This window comes from Candidatus Levibacter sp. Uisw_134_01 (assembly GCF_047717795.1).
GTDB lineage: Bacteria > Pseudomonadota > Alphaproteobacteria > Puniceispirillales > Marisalimonadaceae > Marisalimonas.
In genome coordinates, this window is record NZ_CP159808.1 from 1,972,563 (window position 1) to 1,991,463 (window position 18,901).

22 protein-coding genes are annotated in these 18,901 nt (G+C 31.6%); 14 read left to right on the top strand and 8 right to left on the bottom strand.

Annotated elements, in window-relative coordinates; translation table 11 throughout:
- The first annotated feature begins 49 nt into the window (after nt 1-49).
- From ABXT66_RS10040 to ABXT66_RS10050, 3 genes are read left to right on the top strand one after another with little or no spacing between them, the layout of a single operon-like run.
- Nucleotides 50-1,405 (top strand): selenium-binding protein SBP56-related protein, encoded by a 1,356-nt coding sequence (locus tag ABXT66_RS10040; protein ID WP_443643371.1) that lies wholly within the window; start codon nt 50-52, stop codon nt 1,403-1,405.
- Entirely contained in the window at nt 1,402-1,767 is a 366-nt protein-coding gene (locus ABXT66_RS10045; RefSeq protein WP_443643372.1) for a 2Fe-2S iron-sulfur cluster-binding protein, read from the top strand. Before ABXT66_RS10040 ends, ABXT66_RS10045 begins: the two co-directional genes overlap by 4 nt.
- 5 nt (nt 1,768-1,772) lie before the next feature.
- The gene (locus ABXT66_RS10050) at nt 1,773-2,222 is read left to right on the top strand and encodes a CoA-binding protein (protein WP_443643373.1); all 450 of its coding nucleotides are present in this window, start codon (nt 1,773-1,775) and stop codon (nt 2,220-2,222) included.
- 3 nt (nt 2,223-2,225) lie between these two features.
- On the opposite strand, the gene ABXT66_RS10055 is transcribed toward ABXT66_RS10050, so the two are convergent.
- On the bottom strand, nt 2,226-3,002 hold the full coding sequence (locus tag ABXT66_RS10055) for an enoyl-CoA hydratase (protein ID WP_443643374.1): 777 nt from the start codon (nt 3,000-3,002) through the stop codon (nt 2,226-2,228).
- Between the two features lie 159 nt (nt 3,003-3,161).
- On the opposite strand from ABXT66_RS10055, the gene ABXT66_RS10060 reads away from it, so the two are divergent.
- A complete protein-coding gene (locus ABXT66_RS10060) occupies nt 3,162-4,343 on the top strand; it encodes a YbfB/YjiJ family MFS transporter (protein ID WP_443643375.1) in 1,182 nt (393 codons plus the stop codon).
- Here the strand turns inward: ABXT66_RS10060 and ABXT66_RS10065 are convergent.
- Nucleotides 4,327-5,355, bottom strand: a complete 1,029-nt coding sequence (locus ABXT66_RS10065) for a phosphotransferase family protein (protein WP_443643376.1) — start codon at nt 5,353-5,355, stop codon at nt 4,327-4,329. The two genes, ABXT66_RS10060 and ABXT66_RS10065, sit on opposite strands and share 17 nt — an antisense overlap.
- An 81-nt stretch (nt 5,356-5,436) precedes the next feature.
- Between ABXT66_RS10065 and ABXT66_RS10070 the strand changes: the two genes are divergently transcribed.
- Both ABXT66_RS10070 and ABXT66_RS10075 read left to right on the top strand, forming a co-directional pair.
- Nucleotides 5,437-6,171, top strand: a complete 735-nt coding sequence (locus tag ABXT66_RS10070) for an SDR family NAD(P)-dependent oxidoreductase (RefSeq protein ID WP_443643377.1) — start codon at nt 5,437-5,439, stop codon at nt 6,169-6,171.
- Between the two features lie 17 nt (nt 6,172-6,188).
- Nucleotides 6,189-7,388, top strand: a complete 1,200-nt coding sequence (locus ABXT66_RS10075; protein ID WP_443643378.1) for an acyl-CoA dehydrogenase family protein — start codon at nt 6,189-6,191, stop codon at nt 7,386-7,388.
- Here the strand turns inward: ABXT66_RS10075 and ABXT66_RS10080 are convergent, their stop codons facing one another.
- Both ABXT66_RS10080 and ABXT66_RS10085 read right to left on the bottom strand, forming a co-directional pair.
- The gene (locus ABXT66_RS10080) at nt 7,389-8,054 is read right to left on the bottom strand and encodes a haloacid dehalogenase type II (RefSeq protein WP_443643379.1); all 666 of its coding nucleotides are present in this window, start codon (nt 8,052-8,054) and stop codon (nt 7,389-7,391) included.
- 3 nt (nt 8,055-8,057) lie between these two features.
- Entirely contained in the window at nt 8,058-8,861 is an 804-nt protein-coding gene (locus ABXT66_RS10085; protein WP_443643381.1) for a glycosyltransferase family 2 protein, read from the bottom strand.
- Nucleotides 8,862-8,939: 78 nt separating this feature from the next.
- On the opposite strand from ABXT66_RS10085, the gene ABXT66_RS10090 reads away from it, so the two are divergent.
- Nucleotides 8,940-9,860 (top strand): class I SAM-dependent methyltransferase, encoded by a 921-nt coding sequence (locus ABXT66_RS10090; protein ID WP_443643382.1) that lies wholly within the window; start codon nt 8,940-8,942, stop codon nt 9,858-9,860.
- Here ABXT66_RS10090 and ABXT66_RS10095 read toward each other — a convergent pair.
- Together ABXT66_RS10095 and ABXT66_RS10100 are read right to left on the bottom strand one after the other, a co-directional pair.
- The gene (locus ABXT66_RS10095) at nt 9,853-10,662 is read right to left on the bottom strand and encodes a TrmH family RNA methyltransferase (RefSeq protein WP_443643383.1); all 810 of its coding nucleotides are present in this window, start codon (nt 10,660-10,662) and stop codon (nt 9,853-9,855) included. The two genes, ABXT66_RS10090 and ABXT66_RS10095, sit on opposite strands and share 8 nt — an antisense overlap.
- A 9-nt stretch (nt 10,663-10,671) precedes the next feature.
- Nucleotides 10,672-11,091 carry a SufE family protein gene (locus tag ABXT66_RS10100; protein WP_443643384.1) on the bottom strand — a complete coding sequence of 140 codons (420 nt, stop codon included), beginning with the start codon at nt 11,089-11,091 and terminating at the stop codon, nt 10,672-10,674.
- A 152-nt stretch (nt 11,092-11,243) separates the two neighbouring features.
- Here ABXT66_RS10100 and ABXT66_RS10105 point away from each other — a divergent pair, with 152 nt between their 5' ends.
- Nucleotides 11,244-12,728, top strand: a complete 1,485-nt coding sequence (locus ABXT66_RS10105) for an ArnT family glycosyltransferase (protein WP_443643385.1) — start codon at nt 11,244-11,246, stop codon at nt 12,726-12,728.
- A gap of 3 nt (nt 12,729-12,731) precedes the next feature.
- Here the strand turns inward: ABXT66_RS10105 and mntR are convergent, their stop codons facing one another.
- Nucleotides 12,732-13,145 carry a manganese-binding transcriptional regulator MntR gene (gene mntR, locus ABXT66_RS10110; protein ID WP_443643386.1) on the bottom strand — a complete coding sequence of 138 codons (414 nt, stop codon included), beginning with the start codon at nt 13,143-13,145 and terminating at the stop codon, nt 12,732-12,734.
- 130 nt (nt 13,146-13,275) lie between these two features.
- Here mntR and ABXT66_RS10115 point away from each other — a divergent pair, with 130 nt between their 5' ends.
- Genes ABXT66_RS10115 through ABXT66_RS10140 form a run of 6 tightly spaced genes read left to right on the top strand, consistent with a single transcriptional unit; the run spans nt 13,276 to nt 16,934 of the window.
- Complete coding sequence (locus ABXT66_RS10115) at nt 13,276-13,575, top strand: DUF1244 domain-containing protein (protein WP_443644738.1); 300 nt, start codon at nt 13,276-13,278, stop codon at nt 13,573-13,575.
- 1 nt (nt 13,576) lies between these two features.
- Complete coding sequence (locus tag ABXT66_RS10120) at nt 13,577-13,843, top strand: DUF2312 domain-containing protein (RefSeq protein WP_443643387.1); 267 nt, start codon at nt 13,577-13,579, stop codon at nt 13,841-13,843.
- A 3-nt stretch (nt 13,844-13,846) separates the two neighbouring features.
- Nucleotides 13,847-14,758, top strand: a complete 912-nt coding sequence (gene pyrF / locus ABXT66_RS10125) for an orotidine-5'-phosphate decarboxylase (protein WP_443643388.1) — start codon at nt 13,847-13,849, stop codon at nt 14,756-14,758.
- A 13-nt stretch (nt 14,759-14,771) separates the two neighbouring features.
- Nucleotides 14,772-15,233 (top strand): preQ(1) synthase, encoded by a 462-nt coding sequence (queF, locus tag ABXT66_RS10130; RefSeq protein WP_443643389.1) that lies wholly within the window; start codon nt 14,772-14,774, stop codon nt 15,231-15,233.
- Between the two features lie 22 nt (nt 15,234-15,255).
- Nucleotides 15,256-15,699 (top strand): MarR family winged helix-turn-helix transcriptional regulator, encoded by a 444-nt coding sequence (locus tag ABXT66_RS10135; RefSeq protein ID WP_443643390.1) that lies wholly within the window; start codon nt 15,256-15,258, stop codon nt 15,697-15,699.
- A 20-nt stretch (nt 15,700-15,719) separates the two neighbouring features.
- Entirely contained in the window at nt 15,720-16,934 is a 1,215-nt protein-coding gene (locus tag ABXT66_RS10140) for an MFS transporter (RefSeq protein WP_443643391.1), read from the top strand.
- Here the strand turns inward: ABXT66_RS10140 and ABXT66_RS10145 are convergent.
- A complete protein-coding gene (locus ABXT66_RS10145) occupies nt 16,931-18,898 on the bottom strand; it encodes an acetoacetate--CoA ligase (protein ID WP_443643392.1) in 1,968 nt (655 codons plus the stop codon). The genes ABXT66_RS10140 and ABXT66_RS10145 overlap by 4 nt on opposite strands.
- Nucleotides 18,899-18,901 lie beyond the last annotated feature (3 nt).

An 18,901-nucleotide genomic window follows, 5' to 3' on the forward strand; every position in this document is an offset into this window, starting at 1 on the left:
ATTTATAATTATATAAAAATAGTGTATATTAATTTAGAGGAGACTAATCATGGACGGATTATGTTGTGGCCCAGGTTATGCTAGCCCTTCTAAAGCTATTCAAGCGCCAAGAGAAAAGTTATTATATACGATAGCTATTTATACTGGGACTGGAATTCAAAAACCTGACTATCTTGCAACTATTGATATAGATCCAGATAGCAAAAATTATTCAAAAGTTATTCATAGACTTGAAATGCCTGGAATTGGTGATGAACTGCATCATATGGGTTGGAATGCATGTTCGTCATGTCATAGTGACGAAAAAATGAGTCGAAAATACTTATTAGTACCAGGAGTACGTTCTAATAATATATATGTTGTTGATACTGCAACTAATCCTTTATCACCTAGTATTTATAAAATAATTGATGGATCTGAAATTAAATCCAAAACAAATCTCTCAGGACCCCACACAGTTCATTGTTTAGGGTCTGAAATTATTATTTCTTTTCTAGGTGACGCTAGAGGAGAAGCTCCAGGTGGGTATTTGCATCTAAATAAAGATTTTGAAATTCAAGGTCGTTGGGAAAACTCTATGGGAGACATTCCTTTTAGTTATGACTTTTGGTATCAACCACGCCATAATGTTATGATTAGTTCTGAATGGGCAGCACCAAATACTTTTATGCCAGGATTTGATCTTGAAGAAGTTGGACACTTAAAATATGGACGCCGATTACATGTTTGGGATTTTGAAAAGAAAAAACCAATTGAAACAATGTATTTAGGTGAAGATGGACTTATACCACTTGAAGTCAAGTTTTTACATGATCCCAATAGCAGCCATGGATTTTGTGGAGCTGCTCTTAGTACAAATGTAATTCATTTCTGGAAATCTAAAGAAGGTAATTGGGAGTGGGAAAAAATCATTGACGTCGACAATGAACCACACCCAGACTGGCCGATTCCAATACCTGGTGTAATGTCGGCTATATTAGTTTCAATGGACGATAAATATCTCTATATAAATAATTGGTTGCATGGTGATATGCGTCAATATAATATTTCTGATCCTCATAAACCTGTTCTAACTGGACAAATTTGGATGGGAGGTCTTTTAGACAAAGCACCTGTTGTAAATGGAGTTAAAATTGCAGGTGGACCACAAATGTATCAATTATCCCTGGATGGTAAGAGAATGTACGTAACAACATCTCTTTTTTCAACGTGGGATAATCAATTTTATCCAGATATTCGTACCCAAGGTGGCGTTATGCTTATGATTGATTGTGATGTAGAAAATGGTGGTATGAAAATTAATGAAGAATTCGTTGTTGATTTTGGAAAAGAACCCAATGGACCTAGTCGATGCCATGAAAGCCGTTACCCAGGAGGTGATTGTACAAGTGATATTTGGTTATGAATAAAATTATAATTGCTAATCGCGGTAATAGTTTTTTTAAAGTTAAAGGGTCAAAGCCCTTACTCCACGAATTACGAGAACTAGGACTTGATCTACCTTATGGATGTCAGTATGGCGGGTGTATAACGTGCGCTGCCAAGCTTATCGAAGGCAAAGTTGATCAACGAGCTCAAGTTGCTCTAAATAATAGGCAAATAAATGATGGTTATGTAATTTTATGTGTTGCTCGCGCTAAAACTGATTGTACTTTTGAAATTGGCGTTGAAAGTCATGACAAGCTTTATCGTAATCCTTTTATAGATCCTCTTACTTCTCATGAATTAAAAGCTAATATTGCAACAAGAAAGGATATTAAGGAATGATATTTATGAATCATAACGAACCTTACGATGATGAATATTTGCAAGGTATCCTTAGCTCAATTAAAACTATTGCGATGGTTGGAGCAAGTCCTGACAAAACAAAATTTAGTTATGGGGTACTTCGTGTTTTGAGTGAAACTGGCTATGACATGATACCCGTCAATCCACGACCAAACCTTCAAGAAATTAGAAATCTAAGAGTTTATCCAAGTTTAAAAGCTATTGATAGACCTGTAGACATGGTTGAAGTTTTTCGGAAATCTGAGGACTTATATAAAATTACTGAGGAAGCAATAGCTATCAACGCTAAAGTTCTATGGGCACAAATTGGAGTTATTGACCATGATGCTGCTAAGCTTGCTGAGGAGGCCGGCTTAAAGGTTGTTATGAACCGGTGTCCAAAGATTGAACTTTTTCGACCTTTTTGGAAACCGAGACTTGATCTTAAAATCTAAGTATTAATTCCACTCAGGTAGTCTTTTTTCTAAAAAAGCACTAATGCCTTCATGAGCGTCTAACTCCAACATATTCTTCGCCATCACTTCTGATGTATAGTTGTAAGCTTCAGATATAGGCATCTCTACTTGCTTGTAAAAAGCTTCTTTACCTATTTTTACTGTTGAAATAGGTTTAGATGCTATTAAATTTGCTAAACTCATAGTCTTATCTTGAAGTTGGTCAACAGGCACACAGTGATTTATTAATCCATAGTCTACTGCATCTTTTGCACTCATGCTTTCACCTGTTAAAAGCATTTCCATAATTTTCTTTCGACTAATATTTCTTGAAACAGCCACCATTGGCGTTGAACAAAACAATCCAATGTTTACACCAGGCGTCATAAAACTAGCATTTTCCGATGCTACAGCTAAATCACAACTAGCTACTAATTGGCAACCTGCAGCAGCTGCAATTCCGCATACTTCTGCTATTACTGGTTGTGATAAATGCATTATTGTTTGCATTAAATTAGAACATTCATTAAATAAATTTTGAAAAAACTCTTTGTTGTTTTTGTTCTGCCTTAGCTCTTCTAAATCGTGCCCAGCTGAAAAGCCTGGGCCTTCAGAGGATATTATTAAAACTTTTACATTTTCTTGTGAAGAAACTTCTTTTAAAGAGTTTGTTAAAGCTTTAATTAATTCTAATGATAATGGGTTATGCTTTTTACCGTTACTTAATTCGACTTTAACCACATGATTAGAGACATTTGAGATTTTAAAAAATTTTTCCATTGCACAACCTTAATTTTAACTGACTATGTGTTAAGTATGAAACAACTATATATTTTTGGTCAATAAATAAACTAATTTAATTTGATTGTTTAAAAAAATACTGAATAATAAAACACCATTAAAAGTTATTTTAAACTAACTAAAGTAAAGAAATATATTTTGTCAAAAAATCACAATTGGAAGCTCTTTACTTTGATTGCAACTGGAGCAGCTGCACTTGCAATAGCCATTGGGATAGGTAGGTTTAGCTATACTCCAATTTTACCTTATATGTTGGAAGAGTTAAATTTAAGTAAAACTAATGGTGGATTAATTGCTTCTTGGAACTTTTTTGGTTATTTGTTTGGTTCTCTCATTACCATTCTGCCTATATTTAAGAACAGAGTAAAACTTTTTTTTTTAACAGCAGTTATAATCTCACTATTAACAACTTTGTTAATGGCTTTTAATAATGATATAATCATATTTATTTTAATTCGATTTCTAGCAGGTGTCTCTAGTGCATTTGTTTTAATTTTTGGAACGGCTTTAATTCTTCCTTCTATTCAAGCCTTTGGAAAAAAATCATTAAGTACTTCACATTTTATGGGCGTAGGTTTTGGAATAGTTTTTTCCTCAATATTAATTTCTATTTTGGGAAGTTTAGGATTTATTTGGAATGAATTATGGATTGGTGTTTCCATTTTATCATTAATTCTTGCTATTCCTATTTTTATATATACACCAAATGAAATAATCTTGAGTTCCCCCAACAAAATATTAAAATCCACTAGTACTTTTGGATTTTCTTTAATTACTGTCTCATATGGTCTCTACGGTTTTGGTTATGTAATTTTAGGGACGTTTATATCTGCAATGGCAAGAGAAACTACTGGACTTGAGACAACAGAGTTTTATGTTTGGTTTTTAGTTGGGCTTACAGGCATACCAATGGTTATTTTTTGGCCGTGGTTTGGCAAAAAAATTGGTAATGATCTAGCTCTTTTCTTGGCCTGCCTTATTATGGGAATAGGTATATTTATGCCAGTTATATATGAAAATAATTTTGGTATTATTTTAGCTTCTATTTTACTAGGCTCAACCTTTATTCCTATTACTGCACTCGCATTTTTAGAAGGCCAATCTAGATATAGCGGTTCGATAAGAGTTTCAACGGCAATATTAACGTCCTCGTTTAGTATAGGACAAATGATTGGGCCTTATTCTGGTGGTGTAATGATTGACTTATTTAAGTCTTACAGTATTGCTTTATCTGTTTCGTCAATCGCACTTTTTATTGCCGCTCTATTAATGATAAATCCATCTAGATACAGCCATTTTAATTTTAAAAAGTTTCTTTAAGTATTTGGGAACCTAATATGGCTACAGGTTCTGTTTGTTGACCAACCTCAAAACCGTTAGTACCTGCATTGTTGCCGTCAATTACTCTTTTTGCTATACCTTGCAATATTCCAGCAAATCTAAAGCTATTAAATGCTAATAAAAATTTCCAATATTTAGGTTTATCAAGACCAGTTTTATTTAAATATATTTCTAAAATTTTTTCTTCTGAGGGAATACCAGAGTTAGACATTAATTGCTTCTTGTTTCCTAAACCTCCTATTGGCCAATCTTTATCAAATCTAAGCATTAAAGCCCAATACGATAAGTCAATGAAAGGCGGAGCTAAGGTTGATAATTCCCAGTCTAATAAACCAATTACTTTTTCTTGATTTAACATCATGTTATCTAAACGAAAATCACCATGTAGTAGGCACGGTGGAAGTAAATCAATCTCTTCTGGTATATTCTTAGGTATATTCTCTATTAAATATTCCATACTCTCTATCTCTTTGGTTTGAGAATTTCTATATTGATTTATCCATAATTTAATTTGTCTATTTAAATAACCTTCAGGCCTTCCAAATTTTTCTAATCCAATCTCTTTAATGTTTATTAATGTTAATTCTGTTAAAATATCAATTTTTTGATTATATAATTTTTTTTTTTCTTCAACTTCATAATGTGCTAAAAATGGATCAAATTCGTGATTTCCATCTAAAAAATCCATTATGTAAAATTCTGTTCCGATTATTTCTATATTCTCACAGTAACCATATGTTTTAGGTACAGGTATTTTTGAATTTTCAAGTGCGCACATAACCTTGTATTCACGATCTATACGATGAGCTCCTTTTAATAATTCACCTTGAGGTCTTGTTCTAATTACAAAGTTTTTTTTATCTGTTTTCATTAAGTAAGTTGGATTAGATTGCCCAATTTCGAATTTTTTTAATTCATAAACATCTATGGCTAATTTTGTGTTGTTTTTTATCCAACTATTTAAATTTATAATTCTATTTTTTTCTATCATTTGCACATAACTTATTTAATATTAACTTTAGTTATTATTATCAGTATAGAGCAATTTTGTTTTCCTAGGATTTTTTTATTTATGAATAAAATTTTAAACACTATTTTAATTACTGGTGCTAGTAGAGGTCTAGGCGCAAATTTTGCTAAGGTATTAGCTAATGATGGTTTTAAAATTATAGGTGTAAGCCGAAATAAAAATGAACTTGAAAAAGTAATTAATAGTTTACCTAATCAAACACTAAATCATGACTTCATTGAATTAGATATTACTAATGATCAAGATGTTCAAACTAAATTAAAACATCTAAATCTTTACGGTCTCATTAATAATGCAGGAATTGCTAATACAAAGCTATTACATGAAGAAACAAATTATGATTTAAGTAAAATTATCGATGTTAATTTAATGGGTTCCTTGAACGTTTCTAGAATTGTTATTCCTAATATGATTAAGAATCAAAATGGTAAAATTATCAATATAGCCTCTACTTTAGGTTATAGACCCTTACCTTTTGTTGGTGCTTATTCTGCTACTAAAGCAGCATTGATACAAGTTACTAAATCTCAATCAATTGAGCTAGCTAGATATAACATTACTGTCAATGCACTTGCTCCAGGCTATATTCTAACCGACATCAACCGTGAACAACTTGAAGGTACTGCAGGCGATATACTCAAAAAAAAGATCCCACTTAAGAGATTTGCATCCGTAAGCGAGTTAAATCCCATTATTTCTATGTTACTTAACCGTGATAACACTTATATGACTGGTGCTGTTATTGCTGTCGATGGAGGTTTAAGCACTAGTCTGTAATTTTTTAGGAGTTTTTTATGGATTTTCATCTACCTGATGATATTGAAAAATTAAGAATTAAAACAAGGCAATTTGTCGATACTCATATTATTCCATTAGAGTCTGACAAATTAGCTTATGATGATCATGAAAATATTAATTTATCCCTTTTAGATGAAATTAAGAAAAGAGTTAAAAAAGAGGGTCTTTGGTCTCCTCAAATGCCATCTTCCAGGGGAGGACTTGGTTATGGTCCTATTGGTATGTCTGTACTTTATGAGGAAATGAATAGATCTATTTTTGGACCTGTATGTTTTAATTGCGCTGCACCAGATGACGGCAATATGTATATATTAAATAAAATAGGTAGAGATGATCAAAAATTAAAATGGCTTGATCCTATTATCAACGGGGATGTTAGATCAGCACTAGCTATGACAGAACCTGCTCCAGGGGGAGGGTCTGATCCTTCTATGATTAAAACCGAAGCTATTTATAAAAATAATAAGTGGATTGTCAACGGTCTTAAATGGTATATTACAGGTGCTGGTATTGCCTCTCATTTTATTCTTTTAGCCAAAACTAATGATGGCTTAACTGCTTTTCTTTATCATAAAAATCAACCAGGTTGGAGGATTAAAAGACGTATACCTATTATGGGTCCAGAAGAACATGGTGGTCATTGTGAGATAGAATATAATGGTCTTGAAATTCCTGATGAAAATAGATTAGGTGAAGTAGGACAGGGCCTAAAAATTGTTCAAATACGATTAGGACTTGCTAGGTTAACTCATTGTATGCGTTGGATTGGCCTGTCTAAACGTAGTCTTGAAATTGCCCTTGATTATGTCTCACATAGAGAAGGTTTTGGTATTAAGTTAGCTGATAGGGAAAGTGTTCAGGTTAAATTAGGTAAAGCTGCTATGGATATTGATATTGCCCGTTTGCTTGTTATGCGTGCTGCTTGGAAAATAGAGAATGGTAGTAAATCTAGGCAAGATGTTTCCATGGCTAAAATACATGTTGCTGACACCTTAAACAATGTTTGTGACACTGCTATTCAGTTAAATGGCGCTAAAGGTTACAGTAAAGATATTGTTTTAGAATGGATTTACCGTTACGCCCGACAAGCTAAACTTGTTGATGGTGCATCTGAAGTTCATCAAATGATTATTAATAGATTTTTTAACAAAGATAAATCTGATTTTTGGCATTGGGGTATTGGAAATGACATTTAGTCAAACTATTTGAATAATTCCATCTAAATTTTTTACTATTGCTTCTGGTTTTCCTGGTAATCTCTCCAATTTACCATTAAACCTATTTACCCAAATAGTTTTAAAACCATAATTAGCTGCAGCATGCATATCCCATGCATTGCTTGAAAAAAATGCCACCTGATTATTATTTATTTTAAATGTATCCTTAACAAGATCATAAACCTTACTAGATGGTTTGTATATTTTACATCTTTCAACAGATATAATTTCATCTAAAAGATTTTCAATTTTTGCATTTTTAACTGCACTTTCTAACATTGCATCACTTCCATTTGATAATATACCTGTTTTAAATCCTCCCTCTTTTAATATTGTTAGTATCTTTTCTACTTCTGGGTAAGCTTCTAATTTTAAATATAAATTTAGTAATTCAATTTTCAGTTTTTCGTTATCTATGTTCAATACTTCCATAGCATATTCTAAAGCATTTTCTGTTATTTTCCAAAAATCTATATATTCATTCATTGAATTTCTTAGCCAAGTATACTCAACTTGTCTTAAACGCCATAATGTCGCAAGTTCTTCCCAATTTTCACCCACTTCTGTAGATAGCTCCCTACAAGCAGCATTTACATCAAATAAAGTCCCATATGCATCAAATATGCACACTTTTGTTTTTTCCATTATTTATATCCCTTTTTTGCTTAAGTAATCATAATATCCGCCAGTATTCGTATCACTCCATTCAATATATTTTAAATTATTTATTCTTCTTATTGCGAAGACTCTTGATATTTTATTTTGTTTTTCTTTCTGCGATATAATTTGGTATTTTTTATAAGCTAAATTTATCTTATGAGAATAACCTTCTTCTTTTGTTACTGAATTTTTTTGAATATTTAATTTGTAATAAACCCCGTCTGCTACTTTGATCTTTGTTTTATATCTATTTAGGATGTATGAGGTATTATAGACATCTTGACTTTTTAATAATTTGAATTTTATCTGTTCACTTTTTTTTATAAATGGATGAAAACTACAAGGCACTTTTCCAATATCACTTAATTGTAAATAGCCAGTATTTTGACCTTCAAATTTTTTTATTAACTTATCATTCTCGTATACATATGTTGGGGAAAAGGCAATGCTATTCAATTTTACTAGTTTATACATTTTTTCTAAATAATTATCAGACCATTCATCATCTGCGTCTAAAAATCCTATGTACTTACCTTTTGCCTTATCTACTCCTAAATTTCTAGCATTCCCTGGACCTGTTTTTATTCCATTTGTTTTAAAGATTCTTAAATAGAAATTATTTTTTAATTTTGGTAAAAACTTATTATATTTTTTTCCATCATCTATAATTAATATTAACTCTACCTTTAAATCTTTATCAGAAATAAACTGATTATTAATAGAGTTTATTGTTCTTGCCAGTGTTTTTTGCGCCTCATAAACTGGAATAATAACTGATAAATTTATTTTCATTTTTATTTCTTTTGTTTTTCTTTATTATTAACTATCAATTTTTTTTTTACAAAATATTAATTAATAGGAAAATTCCTAATGACTCCTCTAATTTTGTACCCAACTAAATGGAATGATTACTCATTAATTGATTCAGGATATGGACATAAACTAGAGAGGTTTGGTCCTTATATGTTTTCCAGACCAGAACCTCAAGCTCTTTGGCCTCAAAATTTATCCAAAAAAATATGGGATAATGCTGCAGGAACCTTTTTATCTTCGTCTGCACTTGAAGATAAGGATGAAGGTGGAAAATGGTCTCTTAAAGCAAATATTCCTGAACGTTGGAAAATGTCATATGAAAATATTAAATTTTACGCTATGCCAACAGCATTCAGGCATCTTGGCTTTTTTCCAGATCAATCTCCACACTGGATATGGGCTGCTCAGAAAATCAATAAATTTATTTTAAATACATCTACCCCCAATTCACCTAAAATTCTTAATCTATTTGGTTACTCTGGCCTAGCATCTCTACATGCAGCTTCAAACGGCGCATCAGTAACACATGTTGATGCCAGCAAAAAAGCTATCAGTTTTGCCTTTGAAAATAGAAATTTATCCTCTTTTTCAAATTTACCAATTAAGTATCTCACTGATGACGCTCTTAAGTTTGTAAATAGAGAAATTAGAAGAGAAAACAGATATGATGCAATTATTCTAGATCCTCCTAAATATGGCAGAGGCCCTAATGGAGAGAAGTGGGAATTACAAAAAGATTTGCCGATTTTATTAAATCTTCTTCCTCAGATATTGTCTAAAAACCCACTATTTGTCATACTTAATAGTTACGCAATACGTTCTAGTTATTCGTCACTACATTATGCTTTAAGGGAAGTCATGAAAACTTACAAAGGGAAGGTAGAATCTGGTGAAATATCTATTTTTGAAGATCAAGACGACCCAAGAGAAATTAGCACTGCAATATTTGCAAGATGGGAAAGTAAAAGTATTATTTAGGATTTTTCCTAATTGATTCATATAGTGCAACACCTGCAGAAACTGCTAAGTTTAAACTGTCTGAACTACCTAACATTGGCATTTTAATTATTTGATCGCATGAACTTAAAATTTTATTGGACAAGCCTTTTTGTTCATTACCCAAAACTAAAACAAATGGAAGATCCCATTTTGTTTCAGTATAATCACTTGCATTTTTTAGTGCAGTGCCAATTAAAGTTACTTTATTTTTAATTTTCCATTGTATAAAATTCTCAACGCTGGAGTTGATGATATTTAAGTTAAAAATAGCACCCATACTTGCTCTTACAGATTCATAAGAAAAAGGGTCTGTACACTCGCCTAGCAGAATACAGCCTTTTGCTCCAACTGCATCCATTGTCCTTAAAATGGTTCCTAAATTACCTGGGTCCCTTATGCATTCCAAAGCTACAAAAGTATTTTTATACAAATTTAACGGCAACGCACTGTGTTTCTGCTCTATGACACCTAATACATTTTGTGGATTATCTTTATGTGAAATCTTTTTTAAAATATCAGGTGTAACTCCTATTATGTCTCCACCTTTAGATATAATTTTATTAATGAGCTCGTTTACTTGAATGTTATCAACATTAGATTTGTCAAAAAGAAAATATTTAAATGACCAGTCATTATCCAAAGCTTCTTTACATACTCTAATTCCCTCAGCTATAAATAAATGTGATTCTTTTCTATACTTGCGATGAGACAAGCTACTAATTGTCTTAATTGTAACATTAGAGAGGCTAATAATTTCAGATTGTTTCCCAATTTTAGTCAAATTTAAAACCTAAACTAACTCTAATTTAGCAGCATTCTTAATTGAAGAAATTAGCGACGATAAACCATTTTTTCTGGTCGGAGATAAATGTTCGTCTAAACCAATTTTTTCTAAAAAGTTAGTATCAATATCTAATATTTCTTGAGGCTGTCTTCCAGAATAAACTCTAAGCATTAACGCAATTAAACCTTGCACAATTGCAGCGTCACTATTGGCCATAAAATTAATTGACCCATCATTATTTAAAGAATTACTGAAATAGACAACAGACTGACACCCTTTAAGTTTATTCTCATCGACTTTTAATTTTTCGTCCATTTTAGGAACGTTTCTTCCCAGGTCTATCAAATATTGATATTTATCTTCCCAGTTTTCAAAAAAGGAAAAGTCATCAATTAATTCTGAAATTTGTTCATTATAATCTGTCAAAAAAAACTCACTTTATTGTTATATTATTTAAGTAAACTTATAACGAGCACAAATCAAGATCGTTAAAATTTAATATTAACGCGTTTTAGATAAAATTATATTGTAATTTATTAGGTAATGTAATATTTTTTAGATGATGGGGGGATATAATAATGTTATCGTTCCGAAATAACGCTAATTACTTTTCTTTCCTTAGCACTCCTCTTGTATTCTTTATTCTAATTTCAATCACTTGTTTAAGAATATATTCCTTGTACACCTCACCAATTGAGTTATCTGTAGACGAAGCTCAATACTGGGACTGGTCAAGAAACATAGAATTCGGTTATTTTACAAAACCACCCATTATAGCTTGGGTAATAGCACTCTCAACAGATATTTTTGGAAATGAAGAATGGGCAGTAAGGTTATGTTCTCCACTAATACATCTTTTTATCGCAGTTACCCTATGGGGAACGTCTTATATTGCTTTCGGAGCGAAGGCCGGCAAAATTGCTGCATTAATATGGATTTTCACTCCAGCAGCATCTCTAGGAAGCTTTGTCATATCTACAGACACTCCTTTATTATTATTTTGGTCATTTTGTATATTATTTATGTTTAAATTATTTAAGAATCAGAGCATTGTAACTGCCAGCTTAGTTGGCATGTTTCTTGGTCTTGCTTTCTTGTCTAAATATGCAGCTTTATATTTTCTTATATTCTTAATTTTATGGTGGTTAGTTTATGATAGAAGTAAGAACTTAAGTATTAAAAATCTATTTATTATAATTATAACAAGTATATTAATTGCAAGTGGGAATATATATTGGAACTATATAAATGACTTTGTTACAGTGAGTCATACAGTTTCAAATGCAGATCTTTCAGAAATTATATTGAACTATAAAAACGTAGTTGACTTTTTATCCTCTCAATTAGTCGTTTTTGGACCGATATTTTTACTCTTATACATTTTCCTCTCATTTGATATTTTTCTTAAGAAAGGAAATATTTCTTTTTTAGCTTTTCTTTCTTTACCAATAATTATCCTAATAACTGTCCAAAGCTTTCTTAAAATTTCAAATCCAAACTGGGCTATTACAGCATATGTAGCTGCCACAATAATTCTTAGTGCGTACGTTGTAGTACAGAAATATGTATTCATAAGAACATTTTTTAAAATTGGTTTTTTAGTAAACTTTGTTTTATCAATTTTTATTTTAAAAGTTACGCTAACAGGAAATTTTTATCCTTTAGAACTCAAGTCTGATCCATTGAGAAAAACTCTTGGTTTTGAAAAAATATCGAAAAAAATAGAAAGTAACTTCCAGATAAATGAAATATCCTCAATCGTATTTGAAACTAGAGGCGACATTTCTAGATTTAACTATTATCTAAATAGAACCAATAATTTATTTAAAAATAAAATATACCTGAAAAGCAATAGTCTAAAACCAGGTAACTTCTATGAAGCTAATTATAATTATGGTGACAAACAATTTAGCTCTGGTGAAAAAGTATTAATAGTTAGCAATAAACCAAATATTACAAACTACCCTAACCTTTTAGAAATTAAACTATTAAATAAAGTATCGTTCAACACAATAAAGGATATTTATAGAACTTATTATTTATTTACTGGTATATACAAATAGCTTTTATTTATTATATTTTTCAAATACACTTAATGTCTCTGCACTAACATGATGTTCAATACCTTCTGCATCATTTTTGGCAGTGTCACTATTAACACCTATCTTAATTAAAAAATCATAAACGATTTCGTGTCTTTTTTTACAATAATCAGCTAAAATTTGCCCCTTGTCAGTAAGGAATATGGATCTATATGGTTTACTAACAACTAAACCATCTCTAACTAACCGTCTAATTATACTGTTAACGGTTGGCCCCGTTACACCAAAATGCTTCGCTAAATCAACGGCCCTTGCTTCACCTGCATTTCTAATTAAATCAGCAATCATTTCAGTATAGTCTTCTGCAGTTTCGCTGTTCCTAGCATTTCTTACTTGCTCAAACCTGTCAGAATTAAACTCTAAATCATCATCATTCATAAATTAACTCACAAAAGTTAGCTTATGCTAATATTTTTAAAATCTTTTTACAATTATTTATAAAATTTTTTATTGTAAATTGTTTTGAGGTAAGAGTTGTGATAACAATATGAATAAAATAGGTAATGAAATGAATAATGAAAAAAGATTAAAAATAGAATCAGAAGTTTTAAAAAAACTTATAACTCATCTTCAAAAAAGAACTGATGTTCAAAATATTGATTTAATGAATCTAAGTGGTTTTTGTAGAAACTGTCTCTCCCGCTGGTATAGTGAAGCTGCTAATGAAAATGGAGTTGATCTCAATAAGGATGATGCTAAAGAAATAATATATGGAATGCCCCATTCTGTTTGGAAAGATAAATATCAAACTGAAGCTAGTGAAGATCAAAAAAATAAATTCAAAAACAAAAAAACAGAAACTCATTAGTATGAACGAAATATTAAATGACGAAATCACAGAATCTAAATCTAAAGATGACAGACTTAAAAGCTTTATAGAAAGAATTGAAAGGCTAGAAGAAGAAAAAAGTAATATACTTGCTGACATTAAAGAAGTTTATTCAGAGGCTAAAGGGTTAGGCTATGATCCAAAAATTATGCGCAAAGTGTTAGTAATACGTAAAATGGACATAGATGAAAGGTTAGAACAAGAAGCCTTATTAGATACCTACAGAAATGCTTTAGGTATTTTTTAAAATATGGCGGATCACTTTGGAGATAAACTTGTTAAAAAGATTAGAGACACAAAATCATTCTTATGCCTAGGTGTTGATCCTCATCTAGACTTAATACCTAATATTTTTGATCTTCAAAATAATTCCTCAAACATTATAACCAAAGTTGAAAAATTTTGTTTTTCACTTTTAGACAGTGCTAAAGATTTAGTGCCTGCAATAAAACCCCAAATTGCGCTATTTGAACAGCTTGGTCCAGACGGTATGAAGCTACTTGCGTCTTTATGTAAATATGCACAATCTCTGAATTTTTTGATCATTATGGATGCAAAAAGAGGCGACATAGGAAGCACCAGTCAAGCATATGCAAACGCATATTTGGGAAAAAATGCTCCCTACCCAAGTAATGCTATGACTATTAATCCATGGTTAGGAATTGACAGTTTAGAGCCTTTTTTTAAAAAAGCTTCTGAAACAAGCAGCGGGTTATTTGTTTTAGTGCATACAAGTAATAAAGGTTCAAAAGATATTCAAGAGATGCCTCTTACCAATGGTGCTAAATGCTATGAACATTTAGCTAAATTGTTAAGACCTATTATAGAAAATCAGAAAGGTGATCTAGGTTTGTCGTCAATAGGAATTGTTTCAGGAGCGACATTTAAGGATGAATCTTTAGCATTAAGAAAATTACTACCAAGTGCTCCATTTCTAATTCCAGGTTATGGCGCTCAAGGTGCTTCAGCTAAGGATGCATGTGCGCCTTTAATAAAGGATTCAGCATTTCCAAACCTTCTAAATTTTGGCTTAATAAACGCCTCAAGAAGCATATTGTTTCCAGAAGAAGCATATTTAGCCAAAAATATTGAAGAGTGGAAAAAGATAATTTTGAATAAAATAAATTCTACTAACAACGAGCTAATTAATATTAACAATTAAGTGAGATATCTTCATGAGTAAATCAAATAAAGACTTAAATGCTCTTGGCTATAAAAGTAAAATCCCTGACTTTCCAGACAAACATATTCTTGAAAAAGTAGATAATCCAAAAATTGGGCTTGATTATTTAATAAGGTTTACATGTCCAGAATTTACGTCAATATGCCCAGTTACATCTCAACCTGATTTTGCTCATATTGTAATCGATTATGTTCCTAGTCAATTTATAGTAGAGAGTAAATCTTTTAAATTATATCTTTTAGGATACAGAAACCATGGTGCCTTTCATGAAGATTGTACAATTTCAATTGCTCAAGATATTGTTGAATTATTGTCTCCTAAATGGTTAAGAATTGGCGGTTACTGGTATCCAAGAGGTGGAATTCCTATTGATATATTTTGGCAAACAAGTGAGCAACCTAAAAACCTATTTATACCTATTCACAATGTAGATAATTACCGAGGCAGGGGATAACTTAAATATTTAAGTTGATAGTTTGCAAATTAGTGTATATGCACATTATATGAATGATACTTCTTGTATGTGTATATCCATTAGAAAGGCCGCTAATCATATTTCAAAAGTGTATGATCGTGAATTATCTGTCCTTGATATTAAGATTACTCAATACAGCGCGCTAAAAAATATTCAAGCCTTAGGCAATCCATCTGTAAATGAAATATCAAAAAAATTAGATCTTGAAAGAACGACCGTGTTACGTAACTTAGATAAGCTTAAGAAAATGGATCTTATTTCTTATAAAAAAAATGATGTATATAAAGTAAAAGTTATTAGCCTAACTGTTAATGGCAGGAAAAAACTAAATGATGCAAAGGTTATCTGGGAGAAAACTCAACAAAATTTTCTAAATGCCTTTGGATCAAATAATAAAAATCAATTTGATACTTTGATGAATAAAATTAGTAAATTAAATTTTTAATTACTAATAGGGGGAATAAAATGGAGACAAAGAAAGTTGATTGGCAATTAGTAATTCTTGTTTGCTCAATCATAATCATTATGATTATGGGTGTAAGGCAATCTTTAGGTTTGTTCTTAGATCCAATTACTAACTTCATGAAAAGCGGAAAAGAGTTTTTTTCTTTTGCTATAGGTGTTCAAGCAATTATTTGGGGACTTGTTACATTTTTTTTAGGAATTCTTATAGATAAGTTAGGACCTCAAAAAGTTCTTGCATTTGGAATTATTTCATATTCATCTGGCATTTTTCTGATGAGCAATCCAACTTCTGAATTCGTATTATTTTCTGCTACAACTCTTATGGGGTTTGGACTTGGTGGCGCTGGAATGGCTACCATGGTAAGTATAGCAGGCAAAGTAGCTCCAATTAATAAACGCTCTCTTGCAATGGGCCTAGTTGCTGCAGCCGCTTCGTTTGGACAATTTGCCGTTGTGCTTCCTACTATGTGGATGAACAAGGAGTTTGGTTGGGAGGTGAGTTTAGTAGTCTTAGCTTCGATTTCAATTAGTCTATTGCTACTCCTACCACTCCTCAATAGCACAAATGAAAAAAATAGTAATGTTCAAGATTTTGGAAATAGCTTACAACAAACTATTATGTTTTCTCTTAAAGAAAGAAATTACATATTATTAATTTCAGGTTTTTTTGTATGTGGATTTCACGTTACTTTTATTGCTTTACATCTTCCCGCAGATCTAATCTCTAAAGGTATTTCAGCTGAAATAGCTGGTTGGTCATTAGCTATTATAGGTGTAACAAATATAATAGGAACCTTAGGATTTGGATGGCTTGGTGGGAAAGTTAAAAAACCTATGCCATTATCAATTATATATTTGTTAAGATCCGTAACAATTACAATATTTGTACTTTCACCCCCATCACCATTTATTGCTTTATTATTTGGAGCTGTAATTGGGATATTATGGTTAGCAACAGTACCAATGACCAATGCCATTATACTTTCTTTTATAGGACCCAAATATTTAGCCACTTTATCTGGCATCTGTTTTATTTGCCATCAAATAGGCGCAGTTTTAGGAGCTTGGTTAGGTGGAAGGTTTTTTGATATTTATGGAAGTTATGAAAATATGTGGTGGTTAAGTGTAGGTTTAGGAATTATTGCATTTCTTCTAACAATAACAGTTAAAGAAGAGCCATTCTCCGTTAATTCAGAAATTAAGCAGCCATCCTAAAAACTCAACTCCTTAATGTTTTTGTATTCGTCTAAGCACTCTGGGTTAGCTAAAGCTGTCTCATTATTAATTTTTTTATTATGAACTAAATCTCGAACTGCCAATTCTGCAATTTTACCAGATTTAGTTCTTGGTATATCATTAACTACAATGATCTTTGCTGGAACATGCCTTGGGGATGCCCCTATTTTTATTTTAGTTTTAATTTTATTAATTAAGTCTTCCGTCAAATCAACGCCTTGACTAAGTCTTACAAAAAGGACAACTCTGGTGTCACCTTGCCATATTTGACCGATAACTAAACCTTCAACAACTTCTTCTATTTGTTCAACTTGTCTATATATTTCAGCTGTACCAATCCGAACTCCTCCAGGGTTCAGAGTTGCATCTGATCTTCCAAAAATTATAAAGCCATTATTTTCAGTTTTTAAAATATAATCACCATGACACCATACATTTTTATATTTGCTGAAATAAGCATCATGATATTTTTCATTGTTTTCATCATTCCAAAAATATAATGGCATAGTAGGAAAACTCTGAGTGCAAACTAGCTCGCCTTTTTCATTTTTAATAGATAATCCATTATCATTATAAACATGAACATCCATACCTAAAATTGGTCCTTGTATTTCTCCTCTCCTAACAACAGACATTGGATTACCGCCAATAAAGCAACCTACTATATCTGTGCCCCCAGATAAACTTGCAACTGAGACGTCTTTTTTTATGGCTTTATATATATAATCAAAACTCTCATGGACCAAAGGAGATCCCGTTGAACCTATTATTTCTAGTTCTGTTAACTTATAATTATCAATTATATTAATATTTTCCTTGCTAAGAGCGTCAATATATTTTGCCGAAACTCCCATAAAGTTTACTTTTTCTTTATCAACATAACTCCATAATACTTCTGGGTTCGGGGAAAAAGGTGAACCGTCATATAAATAAATTGTGGATTTGAGTAATAATCCCGAAACCAACCAATTCCACATCATCCACCCACATGTTGTAAAATAGAATACCTTACTTTTTTTAATTGCATTTGAATGGAGTCCCATTTCAACCAGATGCTTTAGAAGAATTCCACCGTTCGAATGGACAATACACTTGGGCTTACCAGTAGTCCCACTAGAAAACATTATATAAAGAGGATCATCTAAACTTAGAGGTTCAAAAGATATAACTTTAGTAGAATATTCTTCTAGAATAGAGGTGTAGTCTACAAATTTATTAGAATTATATTGTGTTTCAATACCTAGAAGTGGTGTTACAGCTACTTTTTGTAAAGAGGGTAGAGCTTTAACAACGTCTAAAACTTTGTTTGTTATATTAACCGCTTTACCATTATACCAGTACCCATCTGTAGTGAGCAAAATCTTAGGTTCAATTTGACCAAATCTATCTAAAACTCCTTCAACACCAAAATCTGGTGATGCAGAAGAAAAAATTGCACCGATAGATGAAGCGGCTAACATCATCATTACAGTTTCAGGCATATTAGGCATATAGGCTGCAACTCTATCTCCCTTAACAATGCCCTCTTCTTTCAAAAAATTTGCTAGCGTAGCAACTTGAGTTTTCAGTTCTTTCCAAGACACCTCTTTTCTGATTTTATCTTCAGATTTAAATACAATTGCAGGCCCAGATATGTTTCCTGAAAGCATGTTTTCAGCGTAATTTACTTTACCATTAGGAAAAAATTTACTTCCTGGCATTTTGTTTACAGGATCAATATATGGATTCGTTCCCTTAGAACCAATAATACCAAAAAAGTCCCAAATTAATTCCCAAAACTGTGTTTTATTTTCTATTGACCAGGTATGTAATTCAGAAAAGCTCGATAGATTAATATTATATTTTTTATTGATATTTTGCATGAATTTGTGCATCTGCGAAGATTCTGCTCTTTTATCAGACGGCGACCAAATAACTTCATTAGAGACAGTTTCTTTTTCCATAAC

Bases quoted from the DNA above. Each gene is read 5' to 3' on its own strand.
- ABXT66_RS10140 (WP_443643391.1), top strand. From the start codon at position 15,720: ATGGAGACAAAGAAAGTTGATTGGCAATTAGTAATTCTTGTTTGCTCA.
- ABXT66_RS10145 (WP_443643392.1), bottom strand. From the start codon at position 18,898: ATGGAAAAAGAAACTGTCTCTAATGAAGTTATTTGGTCGCCGTCTGAT.
- mntR (WP_443643386.1), bottom strand. From the start codon at position 13,145: ATGAATGATGATGATTTAGAGTTTAATTCTGACAGGTTTGAGCAAGTA.
- ABXT66_RS10105 (WP_443643385.1), top strand. From the start codon at position 11,244: ATGTTATCGTTCCGAAATAACGCTAATTACTTTTCTTTCCTTAGCACT.
- ABXT66_RS10055 (WP_443643374.1), bottom strand. From the start codon at position 3,002: ATGGAAAAATTTTTTAAAATCTCAAATGTCTCTAATCATGTGGTTAAA.
- ABXT66_RS10075 (WP_443643378.1), top strand. From the start codon at position 6,189: ATGGATTTTCATCTACCTGATGATATTGAAAAATTAAGAATTAAAACA.
- queF (WP_443643389.1), top strand. From the start codon at position 14,772: ATGAGTAAATCAAATAAAGACTTAAATGCTCTTGGCTATAAAAGTAAA.
- pyrF (WP_443643388.1), top strand. From the start codon at position 13,847: ATGGCGGATCACTTTGGAGATAAACTTGTTAAAAAGATTAGAGACACA.
- ABXT66_RS10040 (WP_443643371.1), top strand. From the start codon at position 50: ATGGACGGATTATGTTGTGGCCCAGGTTATGCTAGCCCTTCTAAAGCT.
- ABXT66_RS10090 (WP_443643382.1), top strand. From the start codon at position 8,940: ATGACTCCTCTAATTTTGTACCCAACTAAATGGAATGATTACTCATTA.
- ABXT66_RS10085 (WP_443643381.1), bottom strand. From the start codon at position 8,861: ATGAAAATAAATTTATCAGTTATTATTCCAGTTTATGAGGCGCAAAAA.
- ABXT66_RS10065 (WP_443643376.1), bottom strand. From the start codon at position 5,355: ATGATAGAAAAAAATAGAATTATAAATTTAAATAGTTGGATAAAAAAC.
- ABXT66_RS10080 (WP_443643379.1), bottom strand. From the start codon at position 8,054: ATGGAAAAAACAAAAGTGTGCATATTTGATGCATATGGGACTTTATTT.
- ABXT66_RS10050 (WP_443643373.1), top strand. From the start codon at position 1,773: ATGAATCATAACGAACCTTACGATGATGAATATTTGCAAGGTATCCTT.
- ABXT66_RS10115 (WP_443644738.1), top strand. From the start codon at position 13,276: ATGAATAATGAAAAAAGATTAAAAATAGAATCAGAAGTTTTAAAAAAA.
- ABXT66_RS10120 (WP_443643387.1), top strand. From the start codon at position 13,577: ATGAACGAAATATTAAATGACGAAATCACAGAATCTAAATCTAAAGAT.
- ABXT66_RS10070 (WP_443643377.1), top strand. From the start codon at position 5,437: ATGAATAAAATTTTAAACACTATTTTAATTACTGGTGCTAGTAGAGGT.
- ABXT66_RS10045 (WP_443643372.1), top strand. From the start codon at position 1,402: ATGAATAAAATTATAATTGCTAATCGCGGTAATAGTTTTTTTAAAGTT.